This is a genomic window from Nonomuraea sp. NPDC003804 (assembly GCF_040610675.1).
Classification (GTDB): domain Bacteria; phylum Actinomycetota; class Actinomycetes; order Streptosporangiales; family Streptosporangiaceae; genus Nonomuraea.
Map to the genome: position 1 here is coordinate 289,307 of NZ_JBEXMT010000005.1, position 13,502 is coordinate 302,808.

Below are 13,502 nucleotides of genomic sequence, written 5' to 3' on the forward strand. Positions count from 1 at the left end.
CCAAGGCTCAACGCGGTTGCTCATCATCAATCCTCTCCAGACAGCCGAGGGGGATCGGCTGGGCAATGGGACGGCGGGGGGCTTGGGTGGTCGGCTCGCCCGACAGGCATGAGACGGCGTAGCCGCAGACGCGGCCCTGGCACCAGCCCATGCCCGGGCGGGCGAGCAGCTTGACCGACCGCGCGTCGGTCGCCCCCAGCGTCATGGCCTCGCGGACCGCGGCCAGGGGCACCTCCTCGCAGCGGCAGATGAGGGTGTCGTCGGCCAGCCAGTCCTGCCAGCCGGGTTGGACGGGATAGGCGTGCTGGAGCGCCTCGCCGAAGGCCCGCAGGCGTTCGGCGCGCCTACGCAGCACGCCCGGCACGTGGTCGAGGGATCCGCCGGGGGCGGCCAGGTCGCGGGCGATGGTGAGGCCGGCGATGCGGCCCTCCAGCTCCGACAGGGCGGCGCCGCCGACGCCGGTGGGCTCGCCCGCGGCGTACACGCCTGCGACGGTGGTGCGCTGGGCGGCGTCGACGGCCACGACGGGGCTGCCGTCGGGCGAGTGGCCCGTGGCGCAGCCGAGCTGGACGGCCAGCTCGATCTGCGGGACGAAGCCGTAACCCGCCGCGACGGCGTCGCACTCGACGGTACGGGTCGACAGGATCCGCCAGGCGGGGTCCAGGCGGGCGACCGTCACGTGCGTGACGGAGGTGGTGCCGTGCGCAGCCACGACCGCGTGCCGCGTCCGGTACGGCACGCGCCGCCTGGCCAGCGCGGCCCCGTAGCCCACCGCCTCCCCCGCCTTGCCGGCCGCCAGCAGCGGGTGGCGGGCCAGCCCGAACAGGCCGTTGGCCTCGAAGACCCCGGCGACCGAGGCGCCCGCCGCGGCCAGCCCCGCGGCCACGGGCAGCAGGAAGGGCCCGGTGCCGGAGACCACCACGCGCCGCCCCGCCGTCACACCGTTGCCCTTGAGCAGCGCCTGCGCGCCGCCGGCGGTGAAGACGCCCGGCAGGTCCCATCCGGGGAAGGGCAGCGGCCTGTCGTGGGCGCCGGTGGCGACGAGCACGGCGCGGGCGGTGACGGAGACGGGCCGCTCGTCCCGCCCCTCCAGGCAGTGGACGGTGATCGAGCCGTCGCCGTCCTGCTCGACGGCCCACACCTTGTGGCCGAGCAGGAGGGTGGCCCTGGACTCCAGGGCACGGCACTGCCGGGCGAACCGCTCGGCGCCGTGACCGGTGGGCCGCCCGCCCGCCTGGTGGCGGAAGTACTGGCCGCCCAGGCGCGCGCCCGCGTCGATCAGGACGACGGACGCTCCGGCCTGGGCGGCGCTCAGCGCGCCGGCGACGCCCGCGGGGCCGCCGCCGATCACGACGACGTCGTAGCCGGAGTCGTGACGGGTGTCGTGAGCGGTGTCGTGGCTGGTCTCGTGGGTCATGAGGTCGTCACCTCGTCTCCCGGCATGGCCTCGACCAGGCAGGCGCGCTGGGATTCGCGTCCGTTGACGGTGACGAGGCAGTCGAAGCACACCCCGATCCCGCAGAACAGGCCGCGCGGCCGCCCGCCGTGCCTGGTGGTGCGCCAGGAGGTGATCCCGGCCGCGTGCAGGGCGGCGCCGACGGACTGGCCGGGGGTGACCCTCACCGGCCTGCCGTCGACGGTGATCTCGAAGCTCACGCGAATCTCCCTGGGCTGAACGGGGTGAGGTCGAGGTCGGTGCGCTCGCCGGCCAGCAGCTGGGCGAGCAGGTGTCCGGTGGCCGGCGCCAGTCCGATGCCCGCGCCCTCGTGACCGCAGGCGTGCAGCAGGCCGGGCACGCGCGGGTCGGCGCCGATGACGGGCAGGTGGTCCGGGCAGTACGGCCGGAAGCCGCAGTAGGACCTGATCACCCGCTTGTCCCGCAGCACGGGGAAGAGCGCGGTGGCCTGGGCGGCCAGCCTGCGCAGCACGGGGATCGAGATGGTGCGGTCGAAGCCGACGCGCTCCCTGCTGGCCCCGATGAGGACGGTGCCCGACGGCGTGCCCTCGACCACGCCTGAGGTCTCCAGGTCGGCCGAGTCGCTCGCGACGTTCGTCACGTAGGCGGCCGTGTAGACCTTGTGCCTGATCAGCGGCTCGGCGATGGGCTCGGTGACCAGGATGAATCCGCGCCTGGGCAGGATCGGCAGCTCGATGCCCGCCATGGCGGCGATCTCACCGCCCCACGTGCCCGCCGCGTTGACCACCGCGCCGCCGATGATGTCGCCGTGGTCGGTGCGCACGCCCGTGACTCTGCCGCCGTCGCCGCCCTCGCGCAGGAAGCCGGTGACGGTGACGCCCGTGCGCAGGCGCAGCGCTCCGTGTCCGAAGCTCTCGGCGCCGTGCCTGATGAGCCGGGCGGCGGCCAGCATGGGCTGCACCTGGGCGTCCTGCGGGTAGAAGACGCCGCCGGCCAGGCCCTGGGCCAGGTGCGGCTCGTAGTCGTGCAGCGCGCCGCCGGGCACCACCGTGTGCTCCACGCCCTGCTTACCGGCCAGCGCGACCAGCTGCCGCTGGATCTGCTCGGTCTCGGCGACGACGAGGCCGCCCTTGGCCTCGTACTCGAACCCGCCGTGCGCGGCCAGTTCCCGCCACAGGCGGTTGGACAGCAGCGCCAGGTCGAGCTCGGGGCCCGGCTCCTTGTCGGAGACCAGCACGTTCCCCTCGCCCGCGCCCGTGGTGCCGCCCGCCACGGGGCCGCGGTCCAGGACTGTCACGTCCATGCCCGCGGCGGCCGCGTAGTAGGCGCACGCCGCGCCGACGACGCCGGCGCCGATGACGATCACGTCGGACATCGTCCGCTCTCACCTCCGGTCAGTAATATGTCACATAGCTATTAGCGCCGTCCAGCGGCCCCTCCAGTGGATCACTACCCCGACCTGCGCGGCGACTCGATGGAGGGACCGCGCACCCCGCCCCATACCATCGATGGCGTGAAATCTCTCTGGCCGCCGACCGCCCGCTCCATGACCCTGTGGGCCCTGCTCGGCGTGATCGCCAACGCCGGCATCACCGTCACGGGCGTGGCCGTGCGGGTCACGGGCTCCGGGCTCGGCTGCCCGACCTGGCCCAGGTGCACGCCGGACAGCTTCATCCCCGTCGCGCATCCCGAGCACAGCTGGTTCAACATGTCGGTGGAGTTCGGCAACCGGCTGTTCACCTTCGCCGTGCTCGCGGTGGGCGCCATGTGCCTGGTGACGGCCTGGCGGCTGCGGCCGCACCGCCCCGACCTGGTGAAGCTGGCGTGGCTGCAGCCCGCCGGGGTCCTCGCCCAGGCGCTGTGGGGCGGCCTGGTGGTGCGCAGCATGCTCCACCCCGTCACGGTCAGCGTGCACTTCCTGATCTCCGTCGGCCTGATGGCGGGCTGCTGGGCCCTCTACGCCCGCTCCCGCGAGGGCCGGGGCCCGGCCAGGGCCGTGGTGCACCGCGACATCCGCAGGCTCGGCAACGTGCTGGTGGCCGCCGTGGCCGTGCTGCTGGTGGCCGGCGTCGTGGTCACGGGCACCGGCCCCCACTCGGGCGACGAGCTGGCCAGCCGATTCGCCTTCGACATCGAGGCCGTGGCGCGGCTGCACGCCGACGTCGTCTACGTCGTCGTCGGCCTCACCTTCGCCCTGCTGTTCGCGCTCCACGTCACCCGCGCGCCCCAGCCGGCCCGCAGGGCGGCGCTCGCGCTGCTGCTGATCGAGCTGGCCCAGGGCGCCATCGGCTACATCCAGTACTTCCTCGCCGTGCCCGCCGCCCTCGTCGCCCTCCACGTGCTCGGCTCGACGCTGGTGTGGATCGGCGCGCTGCGGGTGGTCACCAGCCTCCGCGTCCGCGAGGAGCTGCCCGCCGGTGTCCCGGCGCGGCCGGTCACCCTCCCCCACTGACCGCCCGCCCCCGACGTGAGGCGTATGGCACGATAAGTCCGCCACTCCCCCACCGGTGGAAGGTGGATTTTCGTGCCGTTTGCCAGGAACATCCGCTGCTCCCGTACGGCGCTGCGCCGCGCCTACCAGGTCGCGGTGGCGCTGAGCGTGCTGGCGATCACCCCCTTGACGTGGGTCTGGCTGAGCAGCGACCACCGCCGCGTGGTCGCCGGCCCGCCGGGATGGCTCGACGAGGTGCCCTCCTCCGGCACCGCGCTGGTCCTGGGCGCCGGCCTCTTCTCCGGCCGGCCCAGCCCGTTCCTGGCCAGGCGGCTGGACATCGCCGCGGAGCTCTACCGGGCGGGCAAGGTCAAGGCGCTGCTGCTGTCGGGCGACAACAGCCGCAAGGACTACGACGAGCCCTCGGCGATGCGCGACTACCTGCTGGCCAGGGGCGTGCCCGACGCCGTCATCGTCCGCGACTACGCCGGCTTCGACACCTGGGACTCCTGCGTGCGGGCCCGCCAGGTCTTCGGCGCGAGGGACGTCACCGTGGTCACGCAGGTCTTCCACCTGCCGCGGGCCGTCACGCTGTGCCGTACGGCCGGTCTGGAGACCTTCGGCGTGGGCGACGACTCCTCCCGGCAGTGGGCGGTGACCACCTACGCCTCGGCCAGCCGGGAGTTCTTCGCCGCGGCGAAGGCGCTCGGCGACGTCGTGCTCGGCACGAAGCCGGTCTTCCCCGGGCCACGGGAGACCTCACTCCACGAGGCTCAGAGCGGCCACTGACCCTCGCTGGACGGAGCGGGGGCGCCGGGCGCGTAGCCGGGCGGCGGGGTGCCCTGGGCGGCGGCCCTGGCGTGACGCTCGGGGATCGGGAACCGCGCCCTGGCCGCGCTCATGCATTCCAGCAGCGCCCGCTGCTCCTCGTGGAAGGTCTGGTCGTCGACGATGTGGCGGGCCGCCCGCTCGTGCAGCAGCCCCAGCTCGGTGGCGGCCAGCTGGTAGTCGCTCATCGCGCGCAGCCCCTCCTTGCCGCCGTGCGCCTTGGCCCACTGCCGGGCCTGCCTGCGCCGCGACAGCGCCGACAGCATGTAGATGTCGGCCACGTCGACCAGCCTGGTCGGCTCGTAGGGCGGAAGGTAGCGCTGCAGCAGCGCCACGATGCGGCGCCGGTCGCGGACCACCACCCCGATGAGGACCAGCAGCACGACCATCAGCACCAGGTAGGCGGTCACCAGCCCGGCGAAGCCGCCGTAGGAGGCCAGACCGTTCCACATGCCGTGCAGGAGCATGGCGGCGATCCAGCCGGCCAGGATGACCAGGGCCCGGTCGGGGCCCGTCCGGCGGGCGGCGTAGGCGACGGCCACGCCCGTCATCGAGGTGAACAGCGGATGGGCGAACGGCGACAGGATGCCGCGCAGCACGACCGTCACGGCCAGCCCCTGCACGCCGAGCTGGTCCTGGGCGGCGATGTAGTAGCTGACGTTCTCGGACATCGCGAAGCCGAGCCCGACCATGCTGGCGTAGATGACGCCGTCGGTGGGCCCGTCAAGCTCGGCGCGCCTGAACCTGAGCAGGCCGAGCAGCACCAGGCCCTTCATGGTCTCCTCGACCACGGGCGCGCCGAAGGTGGCGGCGATGTTGCGCGCGCTGGCCGCCGACAGGCCGACGGTGTCGGTGATGTAGTGCAGGTTGAGCGAGTTGATCACGCCGGCCACCAGTACGGCGATGCCCGCGCCCCAGGCGTAGGCGAAGATCAGGTTGCTGCGCGGCTCCGGCTCCATCCGGTCGAGGGCGAGCACGGCCGCCAGCAGCAGCGGCACCGGCGCCATGGCCAGGACGAGCGCCACGAGGAACTGCACGGGCGCGCCGTTGAGCACATCGAAGGAGAACGACACCAGGGCGCAGATGCCCGCCAGCACCAGGCCCGCGATCAACGCGAAGGACGGCCGGTCCTTGAACACCCAGCGTGGATCACGGGTCTTCATACGGTGACTGTAACGGATGCCCATGGCGCTGTCCTTCCCCCGCGGGGAGGGGGTCAGGCCAGCAGCGGATCGATCGCGACCGCGAGGAACAGCAGCGCCAGGTAGGCGTTGGACCAGTGGAAGAAGCGCATCGGCCGCAGGTCGACACCGCTCTTGCCGGCGTTGAGCCGGCCGAGCAGACGGTAGATCTCCACCAGGCAGAACGCGCCGAGCACCACCGCGACGATCGGGTAGAGCAGCGTGGTGCCCGCCACCGGCCACAGCAGCAGCGAGCAGGCCACCGTCGCCCAGGTGTAGGCGATGGACTCCAGCACGACCCTGCGCTCGGTGGCCACGACGGGCAGCATGGGGATCGAGGCCGCCGCGTAGTCCTCCTTGTAGCGCATCGCCAGCGTCCAGGTGTGCGGCGGCGTCCAGAAGAACACCACGCCGAACAGGACCAGCGGCGTCCAGTCGAGGCCGCCGGTGATGCCGGCCCAGCCGATGACGACGGGCATGCAGCCGGCCAGGCCGCCCCACACGATGTTCTGCGACGTGCGCCGCTTGAGGATCATCGAGTAGACGAAGACGTAGAACAGGATCGCCGACAGGTTGAGCGCCGCCGCCACCAGGTTGGTGGTGATCCACATGCCCGCGACGGACAGGACGCCGAGGACGATGCCGAAGACGAGCGCAGCGCGTGGCGTGACCTGGTGCCTGGCCAGCGGCCGCTTGCGCGTGCGGCGCATCTTCACGTCGATGTCGCGGTCGATGTAGCAGTTGAGCGCGTTGGCGCTGCCCGCCGACAGCGTGCCGAACACCATGACCGACAGGGCCTTCCACAGCGGCGGCAGGCCGTCGGCGGCCAGGAACATGACCGGCAGCGTCGTGATCAGGAGCAGCTCGATGACCCGCGGCTTGGTCAGCGCGACGTACGCCTTGACGACCGCGGCGAAGGAGCGCGTCCCCCGTTGCGGCGCCGCGGCCGCCACGGGGGCCGCGGCCGGCGATTGCCTGTTCGTGAGCACCGTCAAGGCGCTTCCAGCGAGTGCGGAGTCAACGCGTAACCTCTGAAGAGAGCGGAACCGTGGACGCCGGGCACCAGACGTCCTTGCGAACAAACAAACTGTAGTCGCAGGGTGAGCCGGTCCGGCCAATGGGGGCACCGGGGGGCGGGTTGGTCCTCTTCACCAAGGTCCACTCAGTTAGGGTCGGTGTGGGCGGAAAAAGCCACCAGCACCGCCATGACAACGAGATTCCGGAGATCGAGCAGTTGAGCACCTTTGAATGGACCGACCTCGACAAGAAGGCGGTCGACATCGTCCGAGCTTTGGCCATGGACGCGGTCGAGAAGGCGGGCTCCGGGCACCCGGGCACCGCGATGAGCCTTGCGCCGGCGGCGTACCTGCTCTTCCAGCGGACGATGCGCCACGACCCGACGGACGCGACCTGGGTGGGCCGTGACCGTTTCGTCCTGTCGTGCGGCCACTCCAGCCTGACGCTCTACATCCAGCTCTTCCTGTCGGGCTACGGCCTGACCCTCGAGGACATCGAGCGGCTGCGCAGCTGGGGCAGCCGCACGCCCGGTCACCCCGAGCACGGCCACACCGTCGGCGTGGAGACCACCACCGGCCCGCTCGGCCAGGGCATCGGCAACGCGGTCGGCATGGCGATGGCCGCCCGCCGCGAGCGCGGCCTTTTCGACCCGGACGCCGCGCCCGGCACCAGCCCCTTCGACCACCACATCTGGTGCTTCGCCTCCGAGGGCGACATCGAGGAGGGCATCAGCCACGAGGTCAGCGCCCTGGCCGCGCACCAGAAGCTGGGCAACCTGACGGTGCTGTTCGACTCCAACCACATCTCCATCGAGGACGACACCCAGATCGCCCTGTCGGAGGACGTGGTCAGGCGCTACGAGGCCTACGGCTGGCACGTCCAGACCGTCGACTGGACCCAGACCGGCGAGTACGTCGAGGACGTCAAGGCGCTGCACGAGGCGCTCGAGGCGACCCGCGCCGAGACCGAGCGGCCGTCGTTCATCAGGCTGCGCACGATCATCGGCTGGCCGGCGCCCAACAAGCAGAACACCGGCAAGATCCACGGGGCCGCCCTCGGCGATGCGGAGGTGGCCGCCACCAAGACGATCCTCGGGATGGACCCCTCCAGGACCTTCGACGTGCCCGCCGAGGTGCTGGAGCACGCCCGCCAGGTGGCCGAGCGCGGCCGCGCCACCCACGCCGAGTGGGAGAAGTCCTACATCGACTGGCGCCAGGCCAACCCGGAGCGGGCCGCCGAGTTCGACCGCATCTCCGAGCGGGAGCTGCCCAACGGCTGGGCCCAGGCGCTGCCGACCTTCGAGACCGGCGCGTCGATCTCGACCCGCAAGGCCTCGGGCGAGGTGCTCGGCGCGCTGGCCAGGGTGCTGCCCGAGCTGTGGGGCGGCTCGGCCGACCTGGCCGAGTCGAACAACACCACGATGAAGGGCGAGCCGTCCTTCATCCCGGAGGAGTACCAGACCAAGGAGTTCCCCGGTAACCCCTACGGCCGCACGCTCCACTTCGGCATCCGCGAGCACGGCATGGGCGCCATCCTCAACGGCATCGCCCTGCACGGCGGCACCCGCCCCTACGGCGGCACCTTCCTGGTGTTCTCCGACTACATGCGGCCCGCCGTACGGCTGGCGGCGCTGATGAAGCTGCCGGTCATCTACGTCTGGACGCACGACTCCATCGGCCTGGGCGAGGACGGCCCCACGCACCAGCCGGTCGAGCACCTGTGGTCGCTGCGCGCCATCCCCGGCCTCGACATCGTCCGGCCGGCCGACGCCAACGAGACCGCGGCGGCCTGGAAGACGGTGCTCAAGCACACCGACCGCCCGGCCGGGCTGGCCCTGACGCGGCAGAACCTGCCGGTGTTCGAGGGCACCAGCGCCGAGGGCGTGGCCAGGGGCGGCTACGTGCTGCGCGAGGCCTCCACCCGGCAGCCGCAGGCGGTGCTGATCGCCACCGGCAGCGAGGTCGAGATCGCCGTCGCGGCGCGCGACTTGCTGGAGTCCGAGGGAATTCCGACGCGGGTTGTCTCGATGCCGTGTGTCGAATGGTTCAACGGGCAGGATTCCGCTTACCGGGAGCGGGTGCTGCCGCCGACGGTCAAGGCCCGCGTCGCCGTCGAAGCGGGAATCGCGCTGGGCTGGCGGGAGTTCGTTGGAGAGGCGGGCGAAGTGGTCAGCCTTGAGCACTTCGGCGCGTCGGCGCCGTACCGGACGCTGTACCAGCAGTTCGGACTCACCGCCGAGCGGGTCGCGGCCGCGGCCAAGGCCAGCCTCGCCAAGCTGGGGTACGACAAGGGCGAGACGACGGGAAACTAGGAAATGTCGGAAATCCTGAAGAAGCTCACGAGCCAGGGCGTCTCCATCTGGCTCGATGACATCAGCCGCGAGCGCCTGCGCAGCGGCAACCTGGAGCAGCTGATCCGCGAGAAGAGCGTCGTGGGTGTGACCTCCAACCCGACGATCTTCGCCAACGCGCTCAGCAAGGGCGACGCCTACGACGCCCAGCTGCACGACCTCGCCGTGCGCGGGGTCGACGTCGGCGAGGCCGTACGCGCCATCACCACCTACGACATCCGCTGGGCCGCCGACGTGCTGCGCCCGATCTACGACGCCACGGGCGGCGTGGACGGCCGGGTGTCGCTCGAGGTCGACCCGCGCCTGGCGCGGGAGACGGACAAGACGATCGCCGAGGCTCGCTTCCTGTGGTGGGCGGTCGACCGGCCCAACCTGCTCATCAAGATCCCCGCGACGGTCGAGGGCCTGCCCGCGATCACGCAGGCGATCTCCGAGGGCATCAGCGTCAACGTCACGCTGATCTTCTCCCTCGAGCGCTACCGCGCGGTCATGGACGCCTGGCTGGCCGGCCTCGAGGCCGCGCAGGCCAAGGGCCTGGACCTGGCGGGCATCGAGTCGGTGGCCTCCTTCTTCGTCAGCCGCGTCGACACCGAGATCGACAAGCGGCTCGACAAGCTGGGCAGGCCGGAGCTCAAGGGCAAGGCGGGCGTGGCCAACGCGCGCCTGGCCTACGCCGCCTTCGAGGAGGTCACGAGCTCCGAGCGCTGGCAGCGGCTGCGCGCCGCGGGCGCCCGCCCGCAGCGCCCGCTGTGGGCCTCCACCGGCGTCAAGGACCCCAACTACGCCGACACGATGTACGTCGACGAGCTGGTGGCCCCCGGCACGGTCAACACCATGCCGGAGAAGACCCTCGACGCCGTCGCCGACCACGGCCGCATCACGGGTGACACCATCCGTCCCTTCTACGAGCAGGCCTGGAACACGATGGCCGCGCTCAAGGACGCGGGCATCGACTACGACGACGTCGTGAAGGTGCTGGAGGAGGAAGGCGTCGACAAGTTCGAGGCCTCCTGGAACGACCTGCTCGACAGCGTCAAGAAGAAGCTGGCCGGCTGACGATGGAGGTGACCTACCGCGAGGAGGGGGTGGCCGAGGCCGCCGCCTCCGTCGCGGAGCGGCTGGCCGGCGTGCCCGCCCGCCTCGCGGCGGGCGACGCCGCTCTGTGGGGGCCGGCGGCCGAGGCCGAGGCGGCCGCGCGCCTCGGCTGGCTCACCCTGCCGCGCACCTCGCGCGAGCTGCTCCCCGAGCTCGGCAAGCTCGTGGAGCGGGCTCGCGCGGAGGAGCTCGACCACGTGGTGCTGGCCGGCATGGGCGGCTCCTCGCTGGCCCCCGAAGTCATCTGCAACACCGCCGACGTGGCGCTGACCGTCCTCGACACCACCGACCCCCAGCAGGTACGGCGGGCGCTCGACGACCGGCTCGACCGCACGATCGTGGTGGTGGCCAGCAAGAGCGGCTCGACCGTCGAGACCGACAGCCACCGCAGGATCTACGAGGAGGCCTTCCGGGCGGCGGGCATCGACCCGGCCGGGCGGATCGTGGTCGTCACCGACCCCGGCTCGCCCCTTGAGCAGGCCGCGATCGAGGCGGGCTACCCGGTCTTCCTGGGCGATCCCGACGTCGGCGGCCGCTACTCGGCGCTGTCGGCCTTCGGCCTGGTGCCGAGCGCGCTGGCGGGAGCCGACGTCGAGTACCTGCTCGACGAGGCCGAGGACGTGCTGCCCCTGCTGGGGCGGGTGGAGGGCAATCCCGGCCTCGCGCTGGGCGCCGCGCTCGGCGGCGCCGCCCTGGCCGGGCAGGACAAGCTGATCCTCGAGGACCAGCTCAGCGAGATCAACGGCCTGCCCGACTGGATCGAGCAACTGGTGGCCGAGTCCACCGGCAAGCACGGCAAGGGCATCCTGCCGGTCGTCGCCGAGCCGACGGGCGCGCGCGACGAGCTGGTCGTCACGATCGCCTCCGACGACGGCGACATCAGGGTCGACGGTTCGCTCGGCGCGCAGTTCCTGGTGTGGGAGTACGCCACGGCCGTGGCCGGGCTGCTGCTGGAGGTCAACCCCTTCGACCAGCCCGACGTAGCCGAGGCGAAGGACAACACCGCGCGCGTCCTGGCCGAGGGGCCGGCCCTCGCCGCCCCGGCGCTGGTCGACGGGCCCGTCGAGGTGTACGGCGAGACCCACGCCAAGGACCTGTCGGGGGTGTTCACCGAGCTGCTGCACGCCGTCCCCGCCGACGGCTACCTGGCCGTCATGGCCTACCTCGACCGGCTGGCCGCCTTCGACGCGCCGGTGCCCGAGAACGCCGACTTCGAGCAGATGACCGAGGCGTGGATGGCGGCCGACGCCCACACGCTGCGGGCGCAGCTGGCCGTACGGACCGAGCGGCCCGTGACGTTCGGCTGGGGCCCCCGCTTCCTGCACTCGACGGGGCAGTACCACAAGGGCGGGCCGCCGAACGGGGTGTTCCTGCAGATCACCGGCGCCGTGACGGCCGACGTCCAGGTCCCCGGCAAGCCGTACACGCTGGGTGAGCTGCAGCTCGCCCAGGCATTGGGCGACCAGCGGGCCCTCGCCGGGCGAGGACGGCCCGCCATACGACTGCATTTGACCGACCGCGTGGCGGGAATCGCCCACCTGCTCGCGGCCGCACAGGAGGTCTGAGATGACTGATCCGGCAGCGCCCGTGGAGGAGGCCGCCACCGCGGCGGCCGCCGCCGCGAGCACGGCCACCACCCTCGAGGCGGCCGCCGCCAACCCGCTGCGTGACCTGCGGGACAAGCGGCTGCCCAGGGTCGCGGGCCCATGCGTGCTGGTACTTTTCGGCGTGACCGGAGACCTGGCCAAGCGCAAGCTGCTGCCGGCGATTTACGACCTGGGCAACAGGGGGCTGCTGCCACCCGGTTTCTCCCTCGTCGGTTTCGCCCGCCGCGACTGGGCAAACCAGGATTTCGCGCAGCTCACCCATGACGCGGTGAAGGAGCACGCGCGCACGCCGTTCCGTGAGGAGGTCTGGAAGCAGCTGGCCGAGGGCATCCACTTCGTGCCCGGCGAGTTCTCCGACGACGGCGCCTTCGACGCGCTGGCGATGGCGTTGAAGGAGATCGACCAGACCAGGGGCACCGGGGGCAACTACGCGTTCTACCTGTCGGTGCCGCCGAAGTTCTTCCCCACCGTGGTCAAGCAGCTCAAGCGCACGGGCCTGGCCGAGGCGCCCGAGGGCTCGTGGCGGCGCGTGGTGATCGAGAAGCCGTTCGGGCACGACCTGCGCAGCGCCCACGAGCTGAACGAGATCACCACCGAGGCCTTCCCGGAGAGCTCGATCTTCAGGATCGACCACTACCTGGGCAAGGAGACGGTCCAGAACATCATGGCGCTGAGGTTCGCCAACAACCTCTACGAGCCGATCTGGAACCGCGGCTACGTCGACCACGTGCAGATCACCATGGCCGAGGACATCGGCCTGGCCGGCCGCGCCGGCTACTACGACGGCATCGGCGCGGCCCGCGACGTGATCCAGAACCACCTGCTCCAGCTGCTGGCGCTGGTGGCGATGGAGGACCCGACCTCCTTCGAGGCCAACTCCCTGCGCAGGGAGAAGGAGAAGGTCCTCAAGGCGGTACGGCTGCCCGCCGACCTGGCCCACTACACCGCGCGCGGCCAGTACGCGGCCGGCTGGCAGGGCGGCGAGAAGGTGGTCGGCTACCTGGAGGAGGACGGCATCTCGCCGACCTCGACGACCGAGACCTACGCCGCCATCAAGCTGGAGATCGCCAACAGGCGCTGGGCGGGCGTGCCGTTCTACCTGCGCACGGGCAAGCGGCTGGGCCGCCGCGTCACCGAGGTGGCGGTCGTCTTCCAGAAGGCGCCGCACCTGCCCTTCAGCAAGGACGACACCGAGATCCTCGGCCACAACGCCCTGGTCATCAGGGTGCAGCCGGACGAGGGCATCACCGTGCGGTTCGGCTCGAAGGTGCCGGGCACCGCGATGGAGGTGCGCGACGTGTCCATGGACTTCGCCTACGGCGAGTCGTTCCTGGAGTCGTCGCCCGAGGCGTACGAGCGGTTGCTGCTGGACGTGATGATCGGCGACCCGCCGCTCTTCCCGCACCAGCGCGAGGTGGAGCTGTCGTGGATGATCCTCGACCCGATCGAGGAGCACTGGGCCACCCAGGGCCAGCCCGAGCCGTATCCGTCCGGTACCTGGGGCCCGCCGTCGGCGGACGAGATGATGGCCCGTGACGGCCGGGTGTGGAGGCGACTGTGAACGAGCGTAGGCGGG

11 protein-coding genes are annotated in these 13,502 nt (G+C 71.8%); 6 read left to right on the forward strand and 5 right to left on the reverse strand.

Annotation, left to right across the window (positions count from 1 at the left end; translation table 11 throughout):
- Positions 1 to 7: 7 nt before the first annotated feature.
- The 3 genes from ABZX22_RS09295 to ABZX22_RS09305 are packed head-to-tail and all read right to left on the reverse strand — an operon-like array spanning position 8 to position 2,792.
- Positions 8 to 1,417 carry an NAD(P)/FAD-dependent oxidoreductase gene (locus ABZX22_RS09295; protein WP_354907107.1) on the reverse strand — a complete coding sequence of 470 codons (1,410 nt, stop codon included), beginning with the start codon at positions 1,415 to 1,417 and terminating at the stop codon, positions 8 to 10.
- On the reverse strand, positions 1,414 to 1,656 hold the full coding sequence (locus ABZX22_RS09300; RefSeq protein ID WP_354907108.1) for a (2Fe-2S)-binding protein: 243 nt from the start codon (positions 1,654 to 1,656) through the stop codon (positions 1,414 to 1,416). The genes ABZX22_RS09295 and ABZX22_RS09300 overlap by 4 nt, the downstream gene beginning before the upstream one ends.
- Positions 1,653 to 2,792, reverse strand: a complete 1,140-nt coding sequence (locus ABZX22_RS09305) for an FAD-dependent oxidoreductase (protein ID WP_354907109.1) — start codon at positions 2,790 to 2,792, stop codon at positions 1,653 to 1,655. Before ABZX22_RS09305 ends, ABZX22_RS09300 begins: the two co-directional genes overlap by 4 nt.
- A 138-nt stretch (positions 2,793 to 2,930) precedes the next feature.
- Between ABZX22_RS09305 and ABZX22_RS09310 the strand changes: the two genes are divergently transcribed.
- Together ABZX22_RS09310 and ABZX22_RS09315 are read left to right on the forward strand one after the other, a co-directional pair.
- Positions 2,931 to 3,869 (forward strand): COX15/CtaA family protein, encoded by a 939-nt coding sequence (locus ABZX22_RS09310; RefSeq protein WP_354907110.1) that lies wholly within the window; start codon positions 2,931 to 2,933, stop codon positions 3,867 to 3,869.
- A gap of 72 nt (positions 3,870 to 3,941) precedes the next feature.
- Complete coding sequence (locus tag ABZX22_RS09315) at positions 3,942 to 4,637, forward strand: ElyC/SanA/YdcF family protein (protein WP_354907111.1); 696 nt, start codon at positions 3,942 to 3,944, stop codon at positions 4,635 to 4,637.
- Here ABZX22_RS09315 and ABZX22_RS09320 read toward each other — a convergent pair.
- Both ABZX22_RS09320 and ABZX22_RS09325 read right to left on the reverse strand, forming a co-directional pair.
- On the reverse strand, positions 4,622 to 5,839 hold the full coding sequence (locus ABZX22_RS09320; RefSeq protein WP_354907112.1) for a PrsW family intramembrane metalloprotease: 1,218 nt from the start codon (positions 5,837 to 5,839) through the stop codon (positions 4,622 to 4,624). The genes ABZX22_RS09315 and ABZX22_RS09320 overlap by 16 nt on opposite strands.
- A gap of 53 nt (positions 5,840 to 5,892) precedes the next feature.
- Positions 5,893 to 6,852, reverse strand: coding sequence for a heme o synthase (locus ABZX22_RS09325; protein ID WP_354907113.1), 960 nt, complete (start codon positions 6,850 to 6,852; stop codon positions 5,893 to 5,895).
- 239 nt (positions 6,853 to 7,091) lie between these two features.
- Between ABZX22_RS09325 and tkt the strand changes: the two genes are divergently transcribed.
- The 4 genes from tkt to zwf are packed head-to-tail and all read left to right on the forward strand — an operon-like array spanning position 7,092 to position 13,487.
- Positions 7,092 to 9,185, forward strand: coding sequence for a transketolase (tkt, locus tag ABZX22_RS09330; RefSeq protein WP_354907114.1), 2,094 nt, complete (start codon positions 7,092 to 7,094; stop codon positions 9,183 to 9,185).
- A gap of 3 nt (positions 9,186 to 9,188) precedes the next feature.
- Positions 9,189 to 10,280, forward strand: a complete 1,092-nt coding sequence (gene tal, locus ABZX22_RS09335) for a transaldolase (RefSeq protein WP_354907115.1) — start codon at positions 9,189 to 9,191, stop codon at positions 10,278 to 10,280.
- A 2-nt stretch (positions 10,281 to 10,282) separates the two neighbouring features.
- Positions 10,283 to 11,884: a glucose-6-phosphate isomerase gene (locus ABZX22_RS09340; RefSeq protein ID WP_354907116.1), complete on the forward strand. Its 1,602-nt coding sequence runs from the start codon at positions 10,283 to 10,285 to the stop codon at positions 11,882 to 11,884.
- A gap of 1 nt (position 11,885) precedes the next feature.
- Entirely contained in the window at positions 11,886 to 13,487 is a 1,602-nt protein-coding gene (zwf, locus tag ABZX22_RS09345; protein WP_354907117.1) for a glucose-6-phosphate dehydrogenase, read from the forward strand.
- Positions 13,488 to 13,502: the final 15 nt, after the last annotated feature.

What these genes read in the sequence shown, in the direction of transcription:
- ABZX22_RS09295 (WP_354907107.1), bottom strand. Translation starts at nt 1,417, where the DNA reads ATGACCCACGAGACCAGCCACGACACCGCTCACGACACCCGTCACGAC.
- ABZX22_RS09305 (WP_354907109.1), bottom strand. Translation starts at nt 2,792, where the DNA reads ATGTCCGACGTGATCGTCATCGGCGCCGGCGTCGTCGGCGCGGCGTGC.
- ABZX22_RS09320 (WP_354907112.1), bottom strand. Translation starts at nt 5,839, where the DNA reads ATGAAGACCCGTGATCCACGCTGGGTGTTCAAGGACCGGCCGTCCTTC.
- tal (WP_354907115.1), top strand. Translation starts at nt 9,189, where the DNA reads ATGTCGGAAATCCTGAAGAAGCTCACGAGCCAGGGCGTCTCCATCTGG.
- ABZX22_RS09340 (WP_354907116.1), top strand. Translation starts at nt 10,283, where the DNA reads ATGGAGGTGACCTACCGCGAGGAGGGGGTGGCCGAGGCCGCCGCCTCC.
- zwf (WP_354907117.1), top strand. Translation starts at nt 11,886, where the DNA reads ATGACTGATCCGGCAGCGCCCGTGGAGGAGGCCGCCACCGCGGCGGCC.